This is a genomic window from Cryobacterium sp. TMN-39-2 (assembly GCF_004402745.1).
Lineage (GTDB): Bacteria > Actinomycetota > Actinomycetes > Actinomycetales > Microbacteriaceae > Cryobacterium > Cryobacterium zongtaii.
In genome coordinates, this window is sequence record NZ_SOFX01000042.1 from 143,328 (window position 1) to 166,635 (window position 23,308).

General features: G+C 71.7%; 18 protein-coding genes and 1 pseudogene. 10 read left to right on the forward strand and 9 right to left on the reverse strand.

The window, feature by feature from the left end:
- Positions 1–94 precede the first annotated feature (94 nt).
- From E3O57_RS16310 to E3O57_RS16320, 3 genes are all read right to left on the reverse strand, one after another.
- Positions 95–901 (reverse strand): ABC transporter permease, encoded by an 807-nt coding sequence (locus E3O57_RS16310; protein ID WP_088457497.1) that lies wholly within the window; start codon positions 899–901, stop codon positions 95–97.
- Between the two features lie 97 nt (positions 902–998).
- Positions 999–2,048: an aliphatic sulfonate ABC transporter substrate-binding protein gene (locus E3O57_RS16315; protein ID WP_103461232.1), complete on the reverse strand. Its 1,050-nt coding sequence runs from the start codon at positions 2,046–2,048 to the stop codon at positions 999–1,001.
- Between the two features lie 85 nt (positions 2,049–2,133).
- On the reverse strand, positions 2,134–3,102 hold the full coding sequence (locus E3O57_RS16320; protein WP_103479874.1) for an ABC transporter ATP-binding protein: 969 nt from the start codon (positions 3,100–3,102) through the stop codon (positions 2,134–2,136).
- 154 nt (positions 3,103–3,256) lie between these two features.
- Here E3O57_RS16320 and E3O57_RS16325 point away from each other — a divergent pair, with 154 nt between their 5' ends.
- The 8 genes from E3O57_RS16325 to E3O57_RS16360 all read left to right on the forward strand — a co-directional run bounded on the left by E3O57_RS16325 (position 3,257) and on the right by E3O57_RS16360 (position 11,048).
- Positions 3,257–4,093, forward strand: a complete 837-nt coding sequence (locus tag E3O57_RS16325) for an SDR family NAD(P)-dependent oxidoreductase (protein WP_103479873.1) — start codon at positions 3,257–3,259, stop codon at positions 4,091–4,093.
- A gap of 151 nt (positions 4,094–4,244) precedes the next feature.
- Positions 4,245–5,282: a LacI family DNA-binding transcriptional regulator gene (locus tag E3O57_RS16330; protein WP_088458152.1), complete on the forward strand. Its 1,038-nt coding sequence runs from the start codon at positions 4,245–4,247 to the stop codon at positions 5,280–5,282.
- On the forward strand, positions 5,279–6,784 hold the full coding sequence (locus E3O57_RS16335) for a sugar ABC transporter ATP-binding protein (RefSeq protein ID WP_103479872.1): 1,506 nt from the start codon (positions 5,279–5,281) through the stop codon (positions 6,782–6,784). Before E3O57_RS16330 ends, E3O57_RS16335 begins: the two co-directional genes overlap by 4 nt.
- 19 nt (positions 6,785–6,803) lie before the next feature.
- A complete protein-coding gene (locus tag E3O57_RS16340) occupies positions 6,804–7,775 on the forward strand; it encodes an ABC transporter permease (protein WP_088457492.1) in 972 nt (323 codons plus the stop codon).
- Positions 7,776–7,825: 50 nt separating this feature from the next.
- The gene (locus tag E3O57_RS16345; RefSeq protein ID WP_088457491.1) at positions 7,826–8,770 is read left to right on the forward strand and encodes a substrate-binding domain-containing protein; all 945 of its coding nucleotides are present in this window, start codon (positions 7,826–7,828) and stop codon (positions 8,768–8,770) included.
- On the forward strand, positions 8,767–9,774 hold the full coding sequence (locus E3O57_RS16350) for a ribokinase (protein ID WP_241980077.1): 1,008 nt from the start codon (positions 8,767–8,769) through the stop codon (positions 9,772–9,774). The genes E3O57_RS16345 and E3O57_RS16350 overlap by 4 nt, the downstream gene beginning before the upstream one ends.
- Positions 9,771–10,154: a D-ribose pyranase gene (gene rbsD / locus E3O57_RS16355; protein WP_088457490.1), complete on the forward strand. Its 384-nt coding sequence runs from the start codon at positions 9,771–9,773 to the stop codon at positions 10,152–10,154. The genes E3O57_RS16350 and rbsD overlap by 4 nt, the downstream gene beginning before the upstream one ends.
- 126 nt (positions 10,155–10,280) lie before the next feature.
- The gene (locus E3O57_RS16360; protein ID WP_088457489.1) at positions 10,281–11,048 is read left to right on the forward strand and encodes a VIT1/CCC1 transporter family protein; all 768 of its coding nucleotides are present in this window, start codon (positions 10,281–10,283) and stop codon (positions 11,046–11,048) included.
- 101 nt (positions 11,049–11,149) lie between these two features.
- Here the strand turns inward: E3O57_RS16360 and E3O57_RS16365 are convergent, their stop codons facing one another.
- The 4 genes from E3O57_RS16365 to E3O57_RS16380 all read right to left on the reverse strand — a co-directional run bounded on the left by E3O57_RS16365 (position 11,150) and on the right by E3O57_RS16380 (position 16,091).
- The gene (locus tag E3O57_RS16365; protein WP_103461225.1) at positions 11,150–11,857 is read right to left on the reverse strand and encodes a M50 family metallopeptidase; all 708 of its coding nucleotides are present in this window, start codon (positions 11,855–11,857) and stop codon (positions 11,150–11,152) included.
- A gap of 1 nt (position 11,858) precedes the next feature.
- Positions 11,859–12,437, reverse strand: coding sequence for a GNAT family N-acetyltransferase (locus E3O57_RS16370; protein WP_103461224.1), 579 nt, complete (start codon positions 12,435–12,437; stop codon positions 11,859–11,861).
- A gap of 91 nt (positions 12,438–12,528) precedes the next feature.
- Positions 12,529–14,037 carry a multicopper oxidase family protein gene (locus E3O57_RS16375; RefSeq protein WP_103479871.1) on the reverse strand — a complete coding sequence of 503 codons (1,509 nt, stop codon included), beginning with the start codon at positions 14,035–14,037 and terminating at the stop codon, positions 12,529–12,531.
- Positions 14,037–16,091, reverse strand: a complete 2,055-nt coding sequence (locus E3O57_RS16380) for a copper-translocating P-type ATPase (protein ID WP_241990470.1) — start codon at positions 16,089–16,091, stop codon at positions 14,037–14,039. The genes E3O57_RS16375 and E3O57_RS16380 overlap by 1 nt, the downstream gene beginning before the upstream one ends.
- A 193-nt stretch (positions 16,092–16,284) precedes the next feature.
- On the opposite strand from E3O57_RS16380, the gene E3O57_RS16385 reads away from it, so the two are divergent.
- The gene (locus tag E3O57_RS16385; RefSeq protein ID WP_103479869.1) at positions 16,285–16,521 is read left to right on the forward strand and encodes an SHOCT domain-containing protein; all 237 of its coding nucleotides are present in this window, start codon (positions 16,285–16,287) and stop codon (positions 16,519–16,521) included.
- Positions 16,522–16,645: 124 nt separating this feature from the next.
- On the opposite strand, the gene E3O57_RS16390 is transcribed toward E3O57_RS16385, so the two are convergent.
- Both E3O57_RS16390 and E3O57_RS18790 read right to left on the reverse strand, forming a co-directional pair.
- Positions 16,646–17,296 (reverse strand): GNAT family N-acetyltransferase, encoded by a 651-nt coding sequence (locus tag E3O57_RS16390; protein WP_165787990.1) that lies wholly within the window; start codon positions 17,294–17,296, stop codon positions 16,646–16,648.
- Positions 17,297–17,410: 114 nt separating this feature from the next.
- The gene (locus tag E3O57_RS18790) at positions 17,411–23,083 is read right to left on the reverse strand and encodes an SCO7613 C-terminal domain-containing membrane protein (protein WP_206750293.1); all 5,673 of its coding nucleotides are present in this window, start codon (positions 23,081–23,083) and stop codon (positions 17,411–17,413) included.
- Between E3O57_RS18790 and E3O57_RS18975 the strand changes: the two are divergent.
- Positions 23,061–23,308, forward strand: a pseudogene (locus tag E3O57_RS18975) (hypothetical protein); the annotation flags it as partial. The gene E3O57_RS18790 and the pseudogene E3O57_RS18975 sit on opposite strands and share 23 nt — an antisense overlap.

Consider the following 23,308-nt stretch of genomic DNA (forward strand, 5'->3'; position numbering starts at 1 on the left):
CGGCGGCACAGGCTCTACCGCGTGCCGCGGCGCCTGATGCGTGCCGCGGCGCCTGCCGCGTGCCGCGGCGCCTGACGCGTGCCGCGGGCGCCGGTCAGGCCCACTTGGTGATGGCCCACTTTTCGAACACGCCCAGGATGGCGTCGGTGAGCTTGCCGAGCAGAGCGAGCAGGATGATGGCGAGCAGGATGCGGTCGATGCGGCCGTTCGTGCCCGAGATGGAGAGCAGATAGCCCAGCCCCATCGACGCGCCGAGCAACTCGGCGGCCACCAGGAACAGCCAGGCCTGGGCCAGCGCGAGCCGCAGCCCGGAGATCACCGACGGGATCACGGCGGGCAGCTGCACGGCGGTGAACAGCCGCACCCCGCGCAACCCGAAGGCGCGGCCGGCCTCAACGAGCTGGCGGTCCACGTGCCGCAGTGCCTGCGCGACCGTGGTGTAGACCGGGAAGAAGGCGCCGATGGCGACGAGAACGATCTTGGATTCCTCGCCGTACTTCAGCCAGATGATCAGCAGCGGCACCCAGGCCAGCGACGGCACGGCCCGGATGGCGCCGAGGGTGGGCGCGAAGAGCACATCGGCGGCGCGGGAGAGCCCCACCAGCGACCCGGCGGCCAGGCCCAGCGCGGCGCCGATGGCGAACCCGATGAGGACTCGCTGGGTGGAGATGGCCACGTAGAGGGTGAGTTCGCCGCGGTCGAAGAGGTCGACGGTGGCGATCCAGACCATGGCCGGAGATGGCAGTTGGGACACCGTGACCAGGCCGAGGGCGGTGCTGAGTTGCCACAGGATCAGGATCAGCACCGGCAGGAGCAGCCCGCCGAGGATGCGTGCGCTCCGCCGCGACGTCAACGGCCGGCGCACGACGGGCGCCGTGTCCGGGGCGAGGGTCTCGGTCATCGGTGGCCTTTCGTGCGGGATGGGTGTGGCGGTGAAACCGAGGCGGTGAGGCGGATGCCGCGGCGGCCTGCGTGCGGCCGGCGCGGCATCCACCGGGCTACTCGATGATCGTCGGGTCGGCCTTCGTGGCGAAGGTGTCGTTCACGATGCTGTCGAGGGCGTCGTCGACCTGGCTCTGCTCGAGCACGTCGCCGGTCTCGACGAAGATCGGGCCGATCGTGGTGAGGACGTCGATCTGGGCGTCGCCGGGGACGTTGTCGACGTCGAGGTTGGAGCGTTCGGTGATGACCTTCGTGGCGACCGCGAGGTCGAGTCCGGCGACGTCGGCGAGGATCTGTGCGGTCTCCTCCTCGTTCGCCAGCGCCCAGGCGCGGGCGTGCTCGTAGACGTCGACGACGGTCTGGGCCACATCCGGCTTCTCGGTGATGAAGGCCTCGGTGGCGTTGAGGAAGCCGTAGCTGTTGAAGTCGACGTTGCGGTAGATGAGCTCCGCACCGGCGGCTTCGGCACCGGCCATGATCGGGTCGAGTCCGGCCCAGGCGTCGACCGAGCCGTTCTGCAGGGCGGCCCAGCCGTCGGCGTGCTGCAGGTTCTGCACGGTGACGTCGTCCAGGCCGAGGCCGGCCTCTTCGAGCGCCTGCAGCAGGAAGAAGTACGGGTCGGTGCCCTGGGTGGCGGCGATCTGCTTGCCCTTGAGGTCTGCGACGGAGGTGATCTCGGAGCCGTCCGGGACGACGAGGGCGGCCCATTCGGGCTGCGAGTAGATGTCGATGACCTGGATGGGCGAGCCGTTCGAGCGGTGCAGCAGCGCGGCGGAGCCGGCCGTGGAGCCCACGTCGATGGCGTTGGCGCGGAGGGCCTCGTTGGCCTTGTTCGAACCGGCGGACTGCACCCAGTTGACGGTGATCTCCTGGTCGGCGAGGGCCTCTTCGAGCCAACCCTTCTCCTTGATCACCAGGCTGAGCGGGTTGTAGGTGGCGAAGTCGATGTTGAGCTCGCCGCCCTGGGTGACGATGCCGGCGTCGTCGTCGGTGCTGACGGCTGCCTCGGCGGCGGGCTGGTTCTCACCGGCGACGCAGCCGGTGAGCAGCAGGGCGGCGGCCGCGGCGGAGGCGATCAGGGCGGTGGCGGTGAAGCGTTTCTTCATGGCGAGTCTCTCGTTGGGTGCGGGCGGGGAACGGGCATCCATGCTGTGGATGTGGTGCGGTGGAACGTGGAGGGGGTCGGGCTGGTCAGTAGGGGAAGTGCGGGATGCCGGTGTTCGAGGCGACACCTCGGGCCTCGCCGTGCCGGTCGATGCCGAGGCCCGCGAGGAGGCGCCCGCGCAGCTCGGCGAGTTCCGCCGAGCCGCGGTCGCGGGGCCGGTTGCCGGGCACGGTGAGTTCCTGCACGATCGTGGCACCGGGTGTCGTGGCGCCGCCGACGGCCTGTGCGGCACCCGTCGAGGCCGGCTCCTGGCCGAGCAGGATGATCCGGTCGGCCAGCTGCAGAGCCTCGTCGACATCGTGGGTGACGAGCAGCACCGTGGTGGGGGCGGCGGCGTGCACGTCGAGTAGGAGGTCCTGCATCTTGAGCCGGGTGAGGGCATCCAGTGCGCCGAAGGGTTCGTCGAGCAGCAGTACGCCGGGGTTGCGGGCCAGGGCGCGGGCCAGCGACGCGCGCTGCGCCATGCCGCCGGAGATCGCGGCGGGCCGGTGCCCGGCGAAGGCCGTGAGGCCCACGAGTTCGAGCAGCTCGGCGACGCGGGCGCGGCCGGCCTCGCGTGCGGTGCCGCGCGGCAGGCCGAGGGACACATTGGCCGCCACCGTGCGCCAGGGCAGCAGGCGCGGCTCCTGGAACCCCACCGCGCAGCGGGTGTCGAAGGCGGTGCTTGGCGTGCCGTCGATCTGCACCGAGCCGGTGCTGGGGGAGTCCAGCCCGCCCGCGATGCGCAGCAGGGTGGACTTGCCGCAGCCGCTGGTGCCGAGGATCGCGAGGACCTCGCCGGGACGCACGGTGAGCGACACGTCGCGCAGCACCGGGCGGGCGGCACCGGATGCCACGGTGCCGCTGCTCGGCGCGAAGGTGCGCCCCAGCCCGGCGAACTCCACGGCGAGGGCCGCCTTGGTGGTCGCCGGCCGGACGGTCCGGTCGCGCTCCGACACGCCGCCGAGCCCCGCGGCGCGGCGGGCGGCGGTGCTCGTGGCGGTGCTGGCAGACATGGGCGTCCGATCGGTTGGGAGGTCGACGTTTTCTCGACGCTATCCAGCCGGCCGGGCCGGCGCACGCCCCTCTGCAACGCAACGTAGTAATCGGGTGTCGGGCGCGCGGGCGAGGACGCCGGCCTTCACGCCCAGGAGTTGGGATGATTGACCCATGACTCGAACCGTTTCCGGAGCCCGCGTGCTGATCACCGGCGCCGCCGTGGGCATGGGCCGCCTCTACGCCGAGCGGGCCGTCGCCGAGGGCGCACGGGCCGTGATCCTGTGGGACCGGGACGCCGCCGCGCTCACGGCGACCGCCGCCATCCTCACCGAACGTGCCGGCGGCAGCACCCAGATCGCCCCATACGTCGTCGACATCGCCGACCTCGGCGCGATCGCGCAGACCGCCCAGCGGGTGCGCACCGAGGTGGGCAACCCCGACATCGTGATCAACAACGCCGGCATCGTGCGCGGGTCGTTCTTCTGGGAGCACGACAACGGCGACGACACCCGCGCCACGATGCAGGTGAACGCCCTGGCCCCGATGTACATCACCCGGGAGTTCCTGCCCGCCATGATGCGCAACCCGTACCGCGAATCGCGCATCGTCAACATCGCCTCCGCCGCCGGGATGCTCTCCAACCCGCGAATGAGCGTCTACGCGGCCTCCAAGGCCGCCGTGATCACCTGGAGCGATTCGCTGCGCCTCGAGCTCGCCCAGCAGGGCTTCGACCACGTGCGGGTGAGCACCATCGCGCCCAGCTACATCTCCACGGGCATGTTCGACGGCGCCCGCGGCCCGTTGTTGACCCCCGTGATGACCCCGGAGTACGTGGTCAACCGGGTCTGGCGGGCGATGCTCGCAGGCTCGCCCCAGCTGCTGATGCCGTGGACCGTCGGCTTCTCCAAGAAACTGCGCGGCGTGCTGCCGCTGGCGGCCTGGGATGTCGTGGCCGGCCGGGTCTTCGGCGTGTACAGCTCGATGGACACCTTCGTCGGGCGCCGCTGACCGGATCTGCGCAGTCCACCCGGGTCGGATCAGCCGGCCCGGTTGACACGTCTTGTTCCGCGACGTACGATGGAAACGATTCCATGGAAACGATTCCACGGGTCGCCGGAGTCATCAGCAATACCAAGCACGCACACACAAGGGAGTGGCTGTGGAAGCCGTAACGATCAAGGACGTCGCCGCCCTCGCTGGCGTCTCGGTGGGCACGGCCTCCAGGGTCCTGTCGGGCAACCCGGCCACCTCGGCCGACACCCGCGAACGCGTCGCCGCCGCGGCCGCCGAGTTGGACTACCAGCCCAACGCCCAGGCCCAGGCCCTACGGTCCACCCGGTCCAACTCCCTCGGCCTGCTGGTACCGGATGTGCGCAACCCCTTCTTCGCCGACCTCGCGCACGCCGCCGAACAGGCCGCCCTCTCGGCCGGCTACGTCACCCTGCTCGGCAACGCCAACGAGCGTAACGACCAGCAGGACCGCTACCTCGACACCCTCATCTCCCGTCGGGTCGACGGAGTGATCGTCGCCCCCGTCGGCGACGACGGCGGCCGGCTGCGCGCCCTGATCGAGCGCGAGATTCCCACGGTGCTCGTGGACCGTACCGTTCCCGGCCTCGACCTGCCCAGCGTCACCACCGACAGCGAGACCGGCATCCGCCAGGCCGTGCGGCACCTCGCTGAACAGGGCCACACCCGGATCGGCTACATCTCGGGCCCACAGGCCACCTCTACCGGCCGGGACCGCTTCGCGTCCTTCACCCGCGCCGTCGCCGAGGCCGGCCTCAGCCAGGACCCGGAGCTGGTCTACTTCGGCGACTACCAGGCCGCCAGCGGCTCGGCCGGCGTGCACACCCTGATGGACCTCACCAACCCGCCCACCGCTCTGCTCGCCGCCGACAGCCTGATGGCCGTCGGCGCCATCAGCATCCTGCACAGGCTCGGTCTGCGAATCGGCACCGACATCGCCCTCGTCGCCTTCGACGACATCGAGTGGTTCGCGCTGCTCAACCCGGCGCTGAGCGTCATCGCGCACAGCGTCGAAGACATGGGCCGGATCGCCGTTGACCTTTTGTTGCAGGTGATCGCCGGGCACACCCCGGAGTCGGTGGTGCTACCCAGCGAACTGATTGTGCGGGCCTCCTCGGCCACGCCCATCCGCCCCACGACACAGCCTGAGCAAAGGAGCCAGCAATGACCGTGAAACCCCTGATCACCTTACAGAACGTGACAAAGACCTTCGGCCAGGTCACCGTCATCCAGGACGTGACCGTGAGTGTCTACCCCGGCCAGGTGCAGGTGCTGCTCGGCGAGAACGGCGCCGGCAAGTCCACCCTGATCAAAATGGTCGCCGGCGTCTACCAGCCCGACGGCGGCCAGATCCTCGTCGACGGCGCCGTGACCAGCCTTCCCAGCACCCGCGCCGCCGAAGAACACGGCATCGCCACCATCCACCAGGAACTCAACCTCGTGGCCACCATGAGCGTGGCCGAGAACGTGATGCTCGGCCGGATGCCCACCAAGCTCGGCATGGTCGACCGCAAGGAACTCCGCCGGCAGGCCCGCGCGGCACTGGCGCTGATCGGCCTCGAGATCGACGTGGACACCCCGGTCGGTCAGCTCGGCATCGCCCGGCAGCAGCTGGTGGAGATCGCCAAGGCCCTGAGCATCAACGCACGTGTGCTGATCCTCGACGAACCCACCGCCGCGCTCACCCGGCACGAGACCCAGGCCCTGTTCGCCGTGATGGCCGACCTCCGCCAGCGGGGCGTCGGCATGCTCTTCATCAGCCACCACCTCGACGAGATCGCCGAGGTCGGTGACACCGTCACCGTCATCCGCGACGGCCACTTCATCGCCGAGGTTCCCGCCTCCACTCCCGAAGACGAGCTGGTCAAGCTCATGGTCGGCCGCAGCATCGAGGACCAGTTCCCGCGCCGCGCCGACGAGACTCCCGCGCTCACCGAGGTGCTCACGGTGACCAACCTCACCAGCGTCGGCCACTTCGACGACATCAGCTTCACCGTGCGCGCCGGCGAGGTGCTCGGCATCGCGGGGCTCGTCGGGGCCGGCCGCACCGAACTGATCCGCGCCATCGCCGGCGCCGACAAATACGACACCGGCTCCGTCGCCGTACGCGGTGCGCAGCTGCCCAAGGGTGACATCCAGGCGGCCATCCGGGCCGGCATCGGCCACGTGCCCGAAGACCGCAAGGGCCAGGGCCTGGTGCTGGACGCCTCGGTCAACGACAACCTCGGCTACGCCACCCTGGCCTCCAGCGCCAAGCTCGGCCTGGCCGACTTCACCGGCCAGCGCCGCCGCGCCGAGGCCGTGGCCGAGAAGCTGCGCATCCGGATGCACACCATCGACCAGCCGATCCGCTCACTCTCCGGCGGCAACCAGCAGAAGGCCGTCTTCGGCCGGTGGATCATCGCCGCCTCGACGGTGCTGCTGCTGGACGAACCGACCCGCGGTGTGGACGTGGGCGCCAAGGTCGAAATCTACGAACTGATGAACTCGATCACCGCAGCCGGTGGAGCCATCGTCATGGTTTCCAGCGAACTGCCCGAGATCCTGGGCATGAGCGACCGCATCCTCGTCATGCGCGACGGCCGGCTGGCCGGCGAACTCAGCGCAGCGGATGCCACCCAAGACACCGTCATGACTCTTGCTGCCCGCGACGTCGCCGCGCAGCGCTGAAACCGAAGGAACTGAAACCATGTCCACGACCACGCTCGCGCCCACCCGACGCTCCTTCGACTACAAGACCTTCCTGGCCAACAACGGCGCCCTGGTCGGCCTGGTGGTGCTCTGCATCGCCCTGGTCATCGCCACGCCGGACTTCCTGACCGGCCAGAACCTGCTCAACATCGGCATCCAGGTGTCGACAGTGGCGGTGCTCGCCTTCGGCATGACCTTCGTCATCGTCGCCGGCGGCATCGACCTGTCTGTCGGCGCCGTCGCGGCCCTCTCGGCCATGGCCTCCGGCTGGTTCTTCGTCAGCGCCGGCCTGCCCGGCTGGATGGCGCTCGTCGGCGGCCTCGTCGTGGGCCTGCTCGCCGGCGTCATCAACGGCGCCGCGAACGCCTACGGCAAGCTGCCCTCCTTCATCGCCACCCTGGCCATGCTCAGCGTGGCCCGCGGCCTCACCCTGGTGATCTCCGACGGCCGGCCGATCAAGACCGCCCCTGAGGTGTCGTTCCTCGGCGGCAACATCGGCCCGGTGCCGATGCCCATCGTGATCCTGGTCCTGGCCGCGCTGGTGGCCTCCTTCATCCTCAACCGCACCGTGCTCGGGCGCTCCATGTACGCCGTCGGCGGCAACGCCGAGGCCGCCCGGCTCTCCGGCCTGCCGGTGAAGCGCATCATCGTCACGGTCTTCGCCCTCGCCGGCCTCTTCGCCGCGCTGGCCGGACTGCTCCTGGCCGGCCGGCTCGACTCCGCCCAGCCGCAGGCCGCCGCCGGCTACGAACTTGATGCCATCGCCGCCGTCGTCATCGGCGGAGCGTCGCTCTCCGGCGGGCTCGGCAAGATCTCCGGCACCTTCATCGGCGCCCTGGTGCTCGTCGTCATCCGCAACGGACTCAACCTGCTCAACGTGTCGTCGTTCTGGCAGCAGGTGGTCATCGGGCTGGTCATCGCCCTCGCGGTGGGCGCCGACGTGCTGCGCCGCAAGACCCGTAACAGCTGAGCCTTTTCCCTACTTACCTCACACCGACCCACCACAACAAAGGAAACACAATGAAGTCATCCTCCTTTCGCCGTATCGCCGCCGTCACCGCCACGGCAGCACTGATCCTCGCCGGCACCACCGCCTGCGGCCGCGGCGGCGGCGACGAGGCCAGCGGGCCGAAGATCGTGCTCGCGATCTCCACCCTGAACAACCCGTTCTTCGTCGAGCTGCGCGACGGCGCCCAGGCCGCCGCCGACGAGGCCGGCGTCGACCTCTACATCGTCGACGCCCAGAACGACTCCGCCACCCAGGCCAACCAGCTGGCCACGGCCACCGCCGGAAGCACCAAGGCCGTCATCGTCAACCCGGTCGACTCCGACGCCGCCAGCGCCTCGGTGAACGCGCTGATCGCCGCCGACATCCCGGTCATCGGCGTCGACCGCACGGTCAACGACGCCGACCTGACTTCCCTCGTCGCCAGTGACAACGTCGCCGGCGGCAAGCAGGCTGCCGACGAGCTCGCCGCAGCCATGGGGGAGAAGGGCACCGTCATCTCCCTGCAGGGCGTATCGGGCACCTCCGCCAGCCGCGACCGCGGCGCCGGCTTCGACGAGGGCATCGCCGCCTACCCCGACATCACCGTCGTCGCCGAGCAGACCGCGAACTTCGACCGGGCCTCCGCACTCGACGTCACCACCAACCTGCTGCAGGCCAACCCCGGTGTCACCGGCATCTTCGCCGAAAACGACGAGATGGCCCTCGGCGCCATCCAGGCTCTCGGCGCTCGCGCCGGCTCCGAGGTGTCCGTTGTGGGCTTCGACGGCACCGCGGATGGCCTGACCGCCATCTCGGACGGCTCGCTCTACGCCACCGTCGCCCAGCAGCCCGCCGAACTCGGCAAGCTCGCCATCGAACTGGCCGTCAAGGCCATCAACGGTGAGGATGTCGAAGCGACAGTCCCCGTCGACGTCGTTGCCGTCACGAAGACGAACGTGGGCGACTTCTCCAAGTGACCCCGCCAACCCCGCACCCAGACTCCGCGGCGACCCTGACCGGGGTTGTCGTGGTCGGCTCGATCAACGCCGACCAGGTCACCACCGTCGCGCGTCATCCGCTGCCGGGCGAGACTCTGATCGGCACCTCGATCACCGTTCTGCCCGGCGGTAAGGGCGCCAACCAGGCCGTCGCCGCGGCCCAGCTCGGCGCCCGGGTGAGCATGGTCGGCGCGGTCGGCCTGGACGCCCTGGCCTCCTCGGCCACGGCCATCCTCGAATCCGCGCAGGTCGACCTGTCCAGCGTGCGGGCCGTGGACGGGCCCACCGGCCTGGCCCTGATCACGGTGGCCGCCGACGGTGAGAACACCATCGTCGTCATCCCCGGGGCCAACGCCGCGGTGGATGCCGGTGTCGTCGGCCAGAGCGCCGGCCTCATCGCCGGGGCCGCCGTGGTGGTGCTGCAGGGCGAGATCCCCGCAGCAGGAAGCGCCGCCGCCGCCCGGCTGACCCGCGGGCGCCTGGTGCTCAACCTGGCCCCGGTGATCGAGCTCGACCCCGCCACGATCGCGGCCGCCGACCCCCTGATCGTGAACGAACACGAGGCCGCGCTGCTCCTGGCGCAGCTCACGCCCGGCACAGCGCCACCCGCGACGGACGCCGAGGCGGTGGCCCGGCTGCGCGAGTGGGGGGTGGCCTCTGTTGTGCTCACCCGCGGTGCGCTCGGCGCGATCGTCTCCGACGCCGAGGGCACCGAAACGGTGGCGTCCCCCGTCGTGGAGGCGGTCGACAGCTCCGGCGCTGGCGACGCCTTCGTGGGCGCTGTGAGCGCCCGGCTCGCCGCCGGCGACACCCTGCGCGAGGCGGCCCGGCTGGCCGTGCGGGTGGGGGCGTTCGCAGTGCAGTCCCGGGGAACGCAGCCGTCCTATCCGCACGAGGGCGACAGCCTTCCCGAGGTCCGTCCCGATGCAGCCGCCGATTCGGCGGTCGACTCCGCCACCGAGAAGAACGAGGCACACCCGTGAAACGCGCCGGCATCCTGAACGCCGACCTGAACGCGGCCCTCAGCCGCCTGGGTCACGGTGACATCGTCCTCGTCGCGGACTGCGGCATGCCCGCACCCGCCGGCGTGCCGGTGATCGACCTTGCCCTGGTGCACGGCGTGCCGCGCTTCGAGCAGGTTCTCGACGCGCTGCTGGGCGAACTCGTCGTCGAGCGTTGCGTGGCCGCGTCGGAGGCACAGGGCACGGAGGCCGGGGACTGGCTGAGCGGGCGCTTCACCGACATCGAGTACATCGGACACGGTGACCTCAAGGTGCTCTCGGCGTCTGCGCGGGTGTTCGTGCGCACCGGGGAAGCCACCGCGTTCGCCAATGCCGCGCTCGTGTGCGGAGTGCCGTTCTAGGCGGCAGCCGCAGACCACAGCTGGGCATTGCCGCCGATTAGGTTAGCCTTTCCATCCTCTGATCAGGGGGATTAGGCAAGGCTTTCCAGGCTGGCGGAGTCGGCGGGGGGTGCCTATGGTGACTCTATGGCCATCCTCTCGCCCCCGCTGTTCAGGCCCTTTCACGCCGCCCCGGATGCCGCACCGCGCGCCCAAACAGAGGGCGCTTCGCTGGGCGGCAGCCTGGCCACCCGGCTCAACTGGCTGCGCGCCGGCGTGCTCGGCGCCAACGACGGCATCGTGTCCGTGGCCGCGATCGTGGTCGGCGTCGCCGGTGCCGGCGCCTCCACGCCGGCCATCGTGGCGGCCGGCGCGGCAGGGCTCGTCGGCGGGGCCATCTCGATGGCGCTGGGCGAATACGTCTCGGTGAGCAGCCAGAGTGACAGCCAGCGCGCCATGATCGAGAAGCAGAAGCGCGAGCTGCGCGACGACCCGGCCGGCGAACTCGACGTGCTCACCACCCTTTACGAGGAGCGCGGGCTGGCCCCGGCCACCGCCCGCCAGGTGGCGCTCGAGCTCACCGAGAAGGATGCCCTCAAGGCGCACCTCTCGCTCGAACTCAACATCGTCGAAGAGGATGTGGCCAGCGCCTGGCACGCCGCCGCCGCCTCGGCCCTGGCCTTCACGCTCGGAGCGATCCTGCCGTTGCTGGCGATCCTGCTGCCGCCGGAGAACGTCCGGGTCCCGGTGACGTTCCTCGCCGTGCTGGTGGCCCTGGCCCTCACCGGCGCGCTCGGCGCCCGACTCGGCGGCAGTCGCCTCGCCCGCGCCACCGTGCGCGTGGTCACTGGCGGTGCCGCGGCACTCTTCGTCACCTGGCTGGTCGGCACCCTGCTCGGCACCAGCGTCTTCTAGCGGCGCACGCGCGCGGCCGGGAGTGCCCGTTCGTGAGTTGCCGCAAAGTGCCCCCTCCGGGCGTCTGAGGGGGCGTTTTGCGGTAAGTCGAGACGTTGCGGCTAGACCAGGCCGAGCAGTCTCGCCGCGCCGACGAGGCAGGCGCCGGCGACGGCGAAGAACACCAGCACCCAGAACGGGCCGGGCAGGTGGCTGAGCCGGGCCAGCTGGTCGGCGTCCGAGGCGCTGCCGCCGCGGCGCGACCGGGTGACCTGCAGCTCGACGACGGTGCGCAGGGCACCGAGCAGCAGGAACGCGGTGACCAGCACGGCGAAGATGCTCTGCACGGTGGGCGAGCCGAACCAGGTGACCGCGAAGACCACCGCCGCGGTGACCGCCACCGACCACAGCCCGAACCAGTTGCGGATCTGCACCAGCAGCAGCGCCAGCGCCGCAAGCAGCGCCCAGAGCAGGCCGATGTCATGGCCGCGGCTGAGCATCCACGCCGCCCCGAGCCCGAGCAGGGCCGGCGCCGTGTACCCGGCGAGCAGGGTGAAGACCATGCCGGGCCCGCGCGGCTTGCCGCGGCTCACGGTGAGGCCGGAGGTGTCGGAGTGCAGCCGGATGCCCTGCAGCCGGCGGCCGCCGAGAGCCGCGACGAGCCCGTGGCCGCCCTCGTGCACGATCGTGATGCCGTGCCGGGTCAGTTTCCAGGCCGGCGGCACCAGCACGAGCAGGGCGGCCGCGGCGATGGTCACCCACACCGTCAGAGCCGGCAGGGGAGCGTTCGTGGCCGAGACGCGGGTCCAGAATTCGAGGAGCAGGTCCATCTCAGCCCTTCGCGGCCAGGACCATTTCCAGGTGCCGCTCCGAAGTGCGGTGCGGGTCCGTGATGTAGTCGCCGGTGGGGCGGGCGCCGTTCTTCTCGTAGAAGCGGATGGCGCGGTGATTACTCTCGTGCACGTGCAGGTAGATCCGGTCGAGGTGCTGCTCGTCGGCGACCCAGGTGCGGACGGCGCCGAGCAGTCGCGTGGCCACTCCGGTGCGGCCGCGATAGGAGGGGTCGACCCAGACGCCCACCAGGTTGGCGCGAACCGGGCCGCCGATCGGCGGCTCGCCCGGCCGGTAGCTCGGCGGACCGGAGGACACAAAGGCGGCCATCGTGCCGACCCACTGTTCGCCGGGGGTGCGGGCGACAACCTGGAAGCTGGTGGGTTCGGTGTTCCGGGCGCCGCGCTGGCGCCAGTCAGTTTCGGTGAGCGCGAGGACGGCGGCGAATGATTCGAAGAAGCCCAACGGGAAGTTCGCGATGGACCGGAGACGGATATCGCGCAGGCCTGCCCAGTCGTCAGCGGTGGGACAGTAGAGCTCCACAGCGCGGGGCGCGGCGGGTGTTCGTGTTTCGGCCATCCATGGAGGCTAGTCGTGTTCTCTGACCAACGGGTCAATCGGGCCGACTGCGCCCGAATCGTCGGCGAGGGTTCGTGCCTGATGGACCCGCTTACCGCACCAGGATCGTCCCCATCATCCCGGCGTCCTCGTGGTCGAGGATGTGGCAGTGGTAGACGGCGCGTCCGGCGAAGTCGGCGAAACTGATGCGCACTGTGGTCTGCCCGCGGGCCGGCACGTTCACCACATCGCGCCACACGACTGCAGCCTCGGCGGTGCCGCCCCGGTCGACGATCTGCATCGGCCACACGTGCAGGTGCACCGGATGGTCCATCTCGCTCGTGTTGCGCAGCGTCCACTCCTCCACGCTGCCGGCCAGCACAGTCGTGTCGAGGCGCTCCGGGTCGAACTCCTGCCCGTTGATGGTGAAAGTCATCATCGAGCCGCCGCCCATACCCATTCCCATGTCGAAGCTGAGTTCGCGCCGGGCCGTCACGGTCGCACCGCGCAGGTCGAGCGGTGCCGGTTGGCGTGGCAGGGCCCCCGGCGCCGCCACCGGGTCCCCGGTCACCGTGACAGTCGCGAGGGCGACCTCGGTGCCCGTCGCGGCCTGACCGGAGCCGCCCATCATGCCGCCGGAGGTCGCGGTGCCTCGGTCGTAGGCCAGGGTGCGCAACTCGGTTCCGCCCTCCACCGCGGTGACGAGGATATCGGCCCGATTGCCCGGCGCGAGCAGGATCTCGTCCACCTCCGCCGGTCTTTCGAGGCGACCGGAGTCGATGCCGAGCAGCTGCAACCGTTGACCGTCGAGGCGCAGTCGGAGGTATCTGGAGACGCAGGCGTTCACGATCCGCCACCTCTCGCGCTCGCCGGGTCGTAGCGCCAGGACAGGCGCCAATTGACCGTTGACCAGCACTAGCTCGCCCTCCCGGCCCTGCATCCGGTCCGCGGCGGATGCGTCCGCGACCGCACCGACGCCGTCGAGCGTGACGTCCGAGATCACCAGGACCCGTTCCCGGCTGCTCTCGATGGGCACCGGGTCGTCGATGACGATGGTGCCGTACAGGCCGCCGAAGACCTGGTCGGCGACGGTGCCGTGGTGGTGCGGGTGGTACCAGTACACGCCGGGCGGGTGGTCGGCCGGGAGCCGGTACTCGTAGTGGAAGGACTCACCGGTCTTCACCATGACGGCCATGTTGTCGCCGTTTCCCTCCGGCGACACGTGCAGGCCGTGCACGTGCAGGTTGGTCGGGCCGGCCAGGCCGTTGACCAGCGTGACCCGCAGCCGGTCGCCGGGAACGAGCCGCAGCGTGGGGCCGGGCAGGCCGCCGTTGTAACCGAGCACCCTCGCGCTGCGCCCGCCGATCACGGTCGTGGCCGGTGTGGCGGAGAGGGTGACATCGAGCAGCCCGCCGCTGCTCGTCAGCTCGTCGGGCTGGTGCAGGTCGTCACCGCCGACGAACCCGGCTGTGCCCGACGGCCAGGTCGCCCAGAGCGCGGCCGCTCCGCCCGCCACGGCAATGACGCCCAGCCCGCCCAGGGCCAGAACGGTGCGCCGGCTGACGGGGCGGGCCAGGGCTGGCGGTTCCTGATTCCGGGGTGCTGCCGGAGGCGCCCGCATCAGGACACCGGTGTCGGCGTGGCGTCGGGGTGGCGGGCGCCGAGCACCCGGGCTGTGCTCACCTCGGGCCGCAGGTCGAGGCGGCGAAGCAGCTGCGCGTTCACGGCCACCACCACCGTCGAGGCCGACATCAGCAGCGCACCCACTTCCATCGGCAGCACAAAGCCGATCGGGGCGAGGACTCCGGCGGCCAGCGGCACCGCGAGCAGGTTGTAGCCGGCGGCCCACCACAGGTTCTGCGTCATCTTGCGGTAGCTGGCGCGGGAGAGCTCGATCACCGAGAGCACCGATCGGGGGTCGTCGCTGGCCAGGATGACGCCGGCGGAGGCGATCGCGACATCCGTGCCGGCGCCGATGGCGATGCCCACGTCGGCTTGGGCCAGAGCCGGGGCGTCGTTGACCCCGTCGCCCACCATGGCCACCCGGTGACCTTCCTGTTGCAGCTGCACCACGGCGGCGGCCTTTCGGTCGGGGTGCACGCCGGCGAAGACCCTGTCGATGCCGAGCTGGGCGGCCACATTGTGCGCCACGGCCTCGGCGTCGCCGGTGATCATCACCACCGCGATGCCCAGGGCGTGCAGGGCGGCGACGGCCTTCGTCGATTCCGGCCGCACCTCGTCGGCGAGGCCGATGGCGCCGATCACGCGGCCGTCTTGCAGCACGTGCAGAACGATGGCGCCCTCGGCGGCCCAGGCGTCGGTGTGCTCGAGCGGCTCGGCGTGATGGCGGCTGAGCAGGCTCGGCCCGCCCACCGCCACCTCGTGGCCGGCGACCGTGGCGCTCACCCCCACGGCGGTGGCCGCCCGGAACCCGGTGGCCGCTGGAACGGATCGGCCGCGGGCCGCGGCGACGATGGCCGTGGCCAGCGGATGCTCGCTGTCGGCCTCCACGGCGGCCGCCAGGGCGAGCACGTCCTCCTCGGTGTGACCGGCGGCGGCGTGCACGTGACTGACCACGGGTTCGCCCCGGGTGAGAGTGCCGGTTTTGTCGAACAGCACGGTGTCGACGGTACGCATGCTCTCCAGGGCGAGCCGGTCGGTCACGAGCACCCCGCCGCGGGCGGCCCGCTCGGTCGCGATCGACACCACCAGCGGAATCGCCAGGCCCAACGCGTGCGGGCAGGCGATCACCAGAACGGTGATGGTGCGCATCACGGCATCCTCCGGGCTGCCGAGCAGGGTCCACGCGATCGCGGTGAGCAGACCGACACCGAGCGCGAACCAGAACAGCCAGCCGGCCGCCCGATCGGCCAGGCGCTGCGCCCGCGACGACGAGGCTTGCGCCTCGGCGACGAGCCGGCGGATGCCCGCGAGCGCGGTGTCGTCGCCGACCGCGGTCACCCGCAGCCGCAGGGCCGTGTCGGTGGCGACGGTGCCGGCCACGACCGCGGCGCCGGGGCCGCGGCGCACCGGACGGGATTCGCCCGTGATCATCGACTCGTCCACATCGGCGGTGCCCTCGGTGACCTGCCCGTCGGCGGGGATCCGGGCGCCCGGTCGCACGATGACCAGGTCGCCCACCTCGAGGTCGGCGGGAGCGACAAGAGTGACGGTGCCGTCATCCACCCGCTCGGCCTCGTCGGGCAGCAGCGCCGCCAGCGATTCGAGCGCGGACGAGGACTGCGCCAGCGAGCGCATCTCGATCCAGTGGCCGAGCAGCATGATCACGATCAGCAGCGCGAGCTCCCACCAGAAATCGAGCTCCATGGCCAGGATGCCCAGGCTCGCGCCCCAGGAGGAGAGGAACGCCACGGTGATCGCCAGTGCGATCAGCAGCATCATGCCGGGGGAGCGCTGCCTGAGCTCGGCCACCGCGCCGGTGAGGAACGGGCGGCCGCCCCAGACGTACATCACCGTGCCCAGCAGCGGCGAGACCCAGACGACCCACGCGGCGTTGGGCAACTCATAGCCCAGGAGCATGGAAAACATGCCGCTGAAGACCACGACGGGAACGGCAAGCACCAGCATCAGCCAGAACAATTGGCGGAATCGGGCGACGTGATCGCCGTGCCCGGCATGTCCCATGGCTCCGTGGTCCATCGAGGTGTGGTTCATCGATTCGTGGTCCGTGTCGGCCTGATTCATCGCGGCCTGATCTGCCGGAGAGGCGCCGTCGGTGGGCTGGTCGATGTGGTGATCCGGGTGGGAAGGCATGCCCTCACGTTATACCCCCTAGGGGTACCAGGCAAGGGCAATGAGACTACCGTGGGGGGCACGATCACTTGTGCTCGTCAGGAAAGGAACCTGGATGATGTGGGGATACGGAATGAACCCGGCCTGGCTCTGGCTCTACGGGTTGCTATCGCTGGGCGCGGTCGTGCTGCTCATTGTGTGGACCGTGCGGGTGTTCCGCGACGACTCGCCCGGCCCGGTGGGCCCGCGCAGGAGCGACGCCCGACGGATCCTCGACGAGCGCTACGCACGCGGCGAGCTCACGGGCGAGCAGTACCGCCAACAGGTCACCGAGCTCGGCGAACAGCCCTGAGCGGGTTCCGGCGCGGCCGAGCGACTATCTAAAGGCGGAGAATTTCGGGACTCGCCGGGCCGGCGACCACGACACGCCGCAAGGTCGGAAGATCTCCGCCTGGACCGCAGGCGCGGACGGCAGGTCAGCCGAGATTGATGATCGCGGCCAGCAGATCGGGCTTGAGGGGCCGGTCCGCGAAGATGAGCCGTTCGAGCGCCGCGGTGGCGGGCTGGTCGGACGCCGTGCCGGCCACCCCCTGCCCGCGCCACACCAGGGTGAGCCCGATGCGCTCGAGCACCCGCACCGAGGCGGGGTTGCCGGCCAGAACGCGGGCGGTCACCGGATACGCCGAGGCCTGCGCCGCGGCGAGGGCCACCGTCGCGGCCTCGGTGGCCAGTCCGATTCCCCAGCTGGCCGGGGTCAGCCGGTAGCCGAAGTTGTGCGCCCCGCAGTCCATCAGCGTCGCCGAGGCCACCCCGATGAGGATTCCCGCCGCCAGGGTGGTGCCGGGCAGTGCAGTGCCGGGCAGTGCAGTGCCGGGCAGTGCAGTGCCGGGCAGGTCGTGCCGCAACCGAATCGCCCAGCGCCCCAAACCGGATGCCGCCCAGCTCTGCTCGCTCTCGTCGACCATCCGCTCGGCCTGTGCGAGGGCCGTGTGGCGGCCGGTCGGCAGGTGCAGCCAGGTTCCCGGGTCGGCGTAGATGGCGTGCACCTCGGCCACATCGGCCGCGGCGAGAGGTGCCAGTCGCAGGCGGGTCGTGCTGAGGAACTCGGGGGCGCTGGATTCGGGCACCTCCCCATGCTTCCATGATGCGCGGCGCCGGTCATCCCGCAGGAGTTGTGCACCCCGCACCCCGCGCCCCGCACCCGTTGTGACGGGCTGGGCGCGGGGCGCTCTGGGGAGCGGTTAGCGCAGCGCGGAGATCTTCAGCGCCGCCGTCTTGAAGTTCTGGATGCGCTGCTCGTACCGCGCGGCGAGCACGATCAGCAGCACGCCGCCGATACCGAGCCAGAGCCACCACTGCACCGAGACGTAGAGCAGGGCGATCCACGGCCAGAGCTGGGCGAGCGCGTGCAGCAACAGCACGGTGGCGCCGAGCACGAACGGAGCCTGCAACCGCCGCGCGGTGCCGAGCAGCAGCACCGCGATGGCGACCACGCCGAGGCCCACCACGCGCCAAACCGGGCTGAAGCTCAGGTCGAGCAGCAGCGACGGCACCAGCAGGAGGAGCAGGCCGGGGGCGAGCGCGGGCCAACTGCCCGCAGCGGGCACCCGCCGCAGGTGCACCAGCCCGGCCACCACGAGCGCCAGCGCCAGCGGCACGGTGACGATCTCGACGGGGTCCGGCACGTCGTGGAACAGGCCGGCAACGAGCATCCCGGCGGCACCCGCGAGGGCCGCCCCGGCGATGAGCCGGCCCAGCGGGCTACGGTCGCCCCAGAACGCGGCCAGGAACACCGCCGCGAAGACCCAGACCACCAGCACCACCCGCACCGTGGCCAGCGGTGGGTAGCCCAGGGCGACCACTTCGGCGAGCACGGTGCCGAGCAGGGCTGCGACGACGAGGCCATACCCACTGCGAAGCGGCAGGCTGGTGGCGTCGGCGGAATCGGTGCTGCGGGCCACCCAGACCAGGCAGGTTCCGGTGGCCACCAGGAGGGCGGCGGCCGGCAGCAGCCATGCCTCCAGCTGGCCGCTCGGTCCGGCCGAGGCTCCGGGCAGGGTGAGGATCCGCAGGCCCGCGGCGGTCAGGACGGTGAGGGTGCCCACCAGGCAGGCCGGCCAGGCGAGCAGGGTCCAGCGTGGGTGGGTTGTCTGCAGGGCGCCCAGGATGGCCAGGGCACCGCCGATCGCCAGGCTGAGCACCGCACGCACCGGGGTGCCTTCGGCGCCGAGGAGAGCGCTGGGCAGCACTAGCACCGCCAGGCCAACGACGAGACCGGACTGCACCAGACGGGCCGAGGGGACCGGGAACGCGGTACCCCGCGCCCGGCCGATGACCCGCGCCGAGATCAGCTGACCGACGACCAGGGCGATCCCCAGAGGCACGGTGCCCACCTCGACGGGGTCGAGCAGGTCCCGGCCGAGACCGGCGACCAGCACCAGGAAGCCGGCGGCCACGAGCAGCCAGGCCAGCAGGACGCCCGCGCGGCTGCGGTCGAACCAGCGCACGACGACCTGTAGCACGGCGAACAGCGCGATCAGGGCGATCACCCGGCCCGCGGCGAAGGCCGTATAGGGCAACGCGGCGGTTTCGGTCCCGAGGATGCCGGTGAGGGCGACGATGACGAGGCCGTAGCCGAGCAGACGGCGCGGACCGGCCGGGTCCACGGTCACCGCGACAGCGGCATCCATCACGGCAGCATCCGCATGAACCGGCCGTACCAGCGCCGGGGACCTGGCGATGATGGCGTAGCCCGCGCCGATCAGCAGCAGGGCGGCCGGCAGCAGCCAGGCCTCGAGCCGGCCGTCCGGGCCGGCCGGCGAGCCGAGCAGCGGCCGGATGCGTCCCGACGCGGCGACGGTGACGGCCACGGCACCGACCAGGACGCCGGGCCAGGCCACAACCCGCCAGCGCGGCCGGCTGATCAGCAAGGCTCCGCCGACCGTGAGGATGCCGCCGACGGTGAGCACCAGTACCGGTCGCAGCAGGGCGCCCTGGGCACCCTCGACCGCACTGGGCAGCAGTACCAGACCGAGCCCCACGGCCAGCCAGGCCTGCAGAACCGGACCGGCGGCAGACTCCCGCAGGGACGCCGGGTTCCGCGCCGGACCGAGAAGCCCGGCGGCCAGGAGCTGCCCGAGAATCAGGGAGAGCCCCAGCGGACCGGTGGTGAGTTCGAGCGGGGTGGGCAGGCCGAACCCGAGGCCGGCCACGAGCGCGACCAGGCCTGCGGCCCAGCTGAACCAGGCGAGCACGGTACCCGCGGGGCTGCGATCGAACCAGCGAAGGGCCACGTGCAGCACGGCGAACAGAGCGACCAGGGCGATCACGCGTCCCTCGGCGTACGGACCGAACGGCAGTGCCGCAGTTTCCGCGCCGAGGATGCCGAGCAGTGCCAGGCCGACGAGGCTGTAGCCGAAGCCCCGACGCACGGTGCGGGTACGGGTCGCCGTCGGAGCCGTCGCAACGGAGACGATGAACGGCGTGTGCCGGATGATGATGCCGCCGGTGACCACCAGCAGCAGCGCCGCGGGCAGCAGCCACGCCTCGAGGCGCCAGTCGGCGCCGGCCGCCGGCGCCGTCACCAGCGCCAGGATGCGCCCGGTCGCCGTGACCACGACGGCCGCGGTTCCCACGAGCAGGCCGGGCCAGGCGAGCAGGCTCCACCGGGGGCGGCCCAGTAGTACGGCGCCCGCGATGGCGAGCAGGCCGCCGAGGGTCAGGGTGACCAGTTGGCGCACGGCGTCGTCGGTGAGGCCGGCGGTACCGAGGGTCGTGGCGCCGGGTGTGGCCGCCACGACGGCGCTGGGCAGCAGCGCCAGCGCTAGTCCGGTGCCGGTCCAGGCCCACGCTCCGGCGGGCCGGGCGCCATCCGTGGCCCGGAGGCGGGCCGTGACGAGCTGACCGGCAACCAGAGCGAGTCCGACGGGCACCGTCACGAGCTCGAATGGCTCCACAGTGCCGGCGACGAGCGCGGCGCCGGCAGCGAAGCCGGCCAGGGCGGCACAGGTCCACGCCGCGATGGTGCCCAGTGGCACCTGCGGCCGCCAGAGCGCCAGCACATGCCCGATGGCCAGAACGCCCACGAGGGCGATCGCGCGGCCGGCCGCCAGAGCCGAGGTGTCGAACGAGGCCGTTTCCAGCACGGTGAGGGTGCCGAGGGCCACGACCAGGAGCACGACGGCGGCGCGGTCTCTGGCCAGGCGGGTGCGGGCATCCGGGTGGCGCACCAGCAGGAACGCCGCGGTGGCCGTGATGACCACGGTGGGCAGCAGCCACGCCTCGAGCAGCGGTCCCGTGGCGCCCGCGGTGTCGAGCAGGCGCAACGAGCGGGCGATGCCGGTGCTGAGCAGCCCGAGAGCGCCGGCCAGCGCGGTCGCGGCCAGGTAGGCCGAGCGCGGCGGCGCCCAGCGCACGAGCGTGGCGCCGATGAGCAGTACCGCGGATGCCGCGCCGACGATGACCGGACGCACCGGCGACCCGGTCTGCACGCTGAGGGCCAGGGGCAGCAGGGCCACCGAGAGCCCGGCCAGGGTGAGCAGCGCGGCGCCCGGGCTGGCGGTGACGGCGCGGTCGATGCGGCCGTAACGCCAGAGCAACGCGGCCAGCAGCAACAGTAGTCCGGCCAGGGGGAGCACGTAGGCCTCCACCGGGGTGGTGCCGGCGCGGGCCAGGCCCCACCAGAGCCCGGCGGTGGCCGCGACGAGCGAGAGCCAGCCGACATGGCGGCGCCAGGAGGCAGAGGCGAAGAGACCGTCGGCGTCGATCGCGGTGAGCAGCAGGGCCACCGCGGTGAGCAGCAGCACCAGCCAGCTCAGCTCGGCGAGTCCGGGCCGCAGGAAGACGGAGGCGAGCACCACGGCGGCGCCGATCTCCAGGCCGGCCGACGAACGCGCCCAGCTGCCGGTGGTGCCGCCGGTGGTGCGTGCGAGAGTGCGGAGGACCAGGGCCAGTGCCACCGTGAGCAGAGCGGCGATCGGCGCGGCGAGCACCGACACCGTGCCGGGCGCCTCGGTGAGGGAGATGAGGTTCACCGTGAGTGCGAGCACGGCGGGGGCCACGAGCAGCGCGCCGGTGAACCGCTCCCAGCGCAGGCCGCCGCCGCGGGTCAGGGTCCAGAGCAGCATCGCGGCCGCTGTCAGCGCGGCGGCCAGGATGCCGGCGACGGGGGCGGCAGGCAGCATCGTCGCCCGGTCGGCACCGCTCAGGCCGTCGATGATGCGCCCGGTGGGCAGTAGGAGGCCCAACAGAGTCGGGGCGAGCAGGGTCCAGAATCCTGCTCGGCGTTCTACGGCGGTGAATCCGCCGATCCGGCCCTGGGCCAGGAACAGCTGGAGCAGACCGGTGGCCGACGCCACGGCGAGGGCCACCAGCAGCCAGAGCACGGCCGGAGTGGGCGGCGCGGCCAGGGTGAGCGCTTCCGGAGCGGCGGCGGCGCCGACGAGGGTGAGCGCGATCGCTCCGGAGAGCAGAGCACCGCGGCTGCCGGCCTGAGACTCGCGGTTCAACAGAAGCCGGGCGACGAACACTGTCAGCACCGCCGACAGCGTGCCGAGCCACCAACTGGCGCTACTGGCCCAGCTCACGGTGTAACCGAGCGCTTCGCTGGCGATGAAGAATGTCACGACAATCGGCCGGTAGCCGCCCAGTGTCAGACGCCCGGCGCGGGCGAGCAGGAGCACGGTGAGGGCGGCGGCGCCCAGCAGCAGATACAGCGGAAGCACCAGCCAGAGCGCCTCGGTGAACGGCATGGCCAGCAGTACCATGACCAAACCGAACCAGGCGAGTATCCGCAGGCGTGGGGCGAGCACCGCACCGGCCCGCCAGAACCCGGCCACCAGCACGGCGACGCCGGTCAGCGTGGCCAGTGCCCAGACGCTCATCTCGTTCACCGAGACGAGCGGATCGCCCGACGTCGTGAACGTCGAGAGCAGGGTGGAGGCCAGTGGTGCGGCGGCTGTGGCCAGCGCAACCGCACCGATCGCGGCCACGAACGACGCGGCGGTGAGCGCGGCGGTGAGCAGGGCGATGCGGGCGGGGCCGGTCGCCCTGCGCCGCCAGGCGAGTTCGAGGCCCAGAGCGAGAGCGGCGATGGCCAGCAACGGCAGGGTCACGAGCAGGGTGTTGTCGTCGGTGCGCCAGACGAACACCTCGATGCCGAAGACCACCGCCAGCGTGGCCAGGCTGGCGGATGCGTAGGCGAAAGCCCGGTAGAGGGCACCCGGTGTGCGCCCGGTCAACGCGACGACGGTGTGAGCGAGAGCGCCGGCGGCGACGGCGCCGAAGGTGAGCAGGGGAATCAACGTCTCGGCGGGAGCCACGAATCCGGCGGTCAGCGTGGCGGTGGCCAGGGCGAGGGCGGCCAGCGCGAGCAGGGCGATCCTCTCGGCCGTGCGGTCCACGGCGGGCCAGAACGAGGCCGTTCCCGGCCGGGTGAACCTGTGCAGGAGCGCGCCGGCTGCGACGCCCAGCGCGGCCAGGAACACCCGGGTGACCGGCTCGGCATCCGCGGCCAACCCGGCCGCGAGAAGACCCACGGCCGGTGCGGCCGCGGCGAAACCGGCCACGCTGGCCACCCGCAACGACGACACCGCGTGCCAGAACAGGAACAGCGCGGTGCACACCGTCAGCGTCACGCCCCAATAGAGGAGGCCGTCGACGGCGCCGAAGCCGAACAGATTGTTCTCCCGCAACGCCCAGGCGTCCAGGAGCACCAGCACCACGGCGAGGGCGCCGATGCCCTCTGCCGTGCTGACCAGACCCTTGCGCCGCAGCAGCCCCGCCGTGATCAGCATGGCCACGGTGAAGAGCCCCACGATGGCCGAGCGTACGGCCAGGCCGGCGACGACGAAGGCCACGGTGAGGAAGACGATCGCCGCGACCGACACGAGGGTGACACCCACGAGCAGCAGCACGACCTGCACGCTCGAGCGCTTGTGCGGGGTCGGCCCCGTCGGCGTCGCCGGTGCGGGGGTGCTCGGCGGGGTCGGCGGCGTGTGGGCGGCCGGGCGAGCCGCCGGAGAAACACCGGGCAGAGCGAATGGGGGAACGGGCTGGGCGGACGGGGCGGGTTCTGCGGGCGCGGCGACGGTGGGCGAGGCCGGGGCCGCGGCGGCGACGCTGACCGGGGTCTGCGCGCC

What these genes read in the sequence shown, in the direction of transcription:
- E3O57_RS16315 (WP_103461232.1), bottom strand. Translation starts at nt 2,048, where the DNA reads ATGAAGAAACGCTTCACCGCCACCGCCCTGATCGCCTCCGCCGCGGCC.
- E3O57_RS16360 (WP_088457489.1), top strand. Translation starts at nt 10,281, where the DNA reads ATGGCCATCCTCTCGCCCCCGCTGTTCAGGCCCTTTCACGCCGCCCCG.
- E3O57_RS16310 (WP_088457497.1), bottom strand. Translation starts at nt 901, where the DNA reads ATGACCGAGACCCTCGCCCCGGACACGGCGCCCGTCGTGCGCCGGCCG.
- E3O57_RS16335 (WP_103479872.1), top strand. Translation starts at nt 5,279, where the DNA reads ATGACCGTGAAACCCCTGATCACCTTACAGAACGTGACAAAGACCTTC.
- E3O57_RS16375 (WP_103479871.1), bottom strand. Translation starts at nt 14,037, where the DNA reads ATGCGGGCGCCTCCGGCAGCACCCCGGAATCAGGAACCGCCAGCCCTG.
- E3O57_RS16325 (WP_103479873.1), top strand. Translation starts at nt 3,257, where the DNA reads ATGACTCGAACCGTTTCCGGAGCCCGCGTGCTGATCACCGGCGCCGCC.
- E3O57_RS16380 (WP_241990470.1), bottom strand. Translation starts at nt 16,091, where the DNA reads ATGAACCACACCTCGATGGACCACGGAGCCATGGGACATGCCGGGCAC.
- E3O57_RS16345 (WP_088457491.1), top strand. Translation starts at nt 7,826, where the DNA reads ATGAAGTCATCCTCCTTTCGCCGTATCGCCGCCGTCACCGCCACGGCA.
- E3O57_RS16385 (WP_103479869.1), top strand. Translation starts at nt 16,285, where the DNA reads ATGATGTGGGGATACGGAATGAACCCGGCCTGGCTCTGGCTCTACGGG.
- E3O57_RS16365 (WP_103461225.1), bottom strand. Translation starts at nt 11,857, where the DNA reads ATGGACCTGCTCCTCGAATTCTGGACCCGCGTCTCGGCCACGAACGCT.
- E3O57_RS16340 (WP_088457492.1), top strand. Translation starts at nt 6,804, where the DNA reads ATGTCCACGACCACGCTCGCGCCCACCCGACGCTCCTTCGACTACAAG.
- E3O57_RS16320 (WP_103479874.1), bottom strand. Translation starts at nt 3,102, where the DNA reads ATGTCTGCCAGCACCGCCACGAGCACCGCCGCCCGCCGCGCCGCGGGG.
- E3O57_RS16370 (WP_103461224.1), bottom strand. Translation starts at nt 12,437, where the DNA reads ATGGCCGAAACACGAACACCCGCCGCGCCCCGCGCTGTGGAGCTCTAC.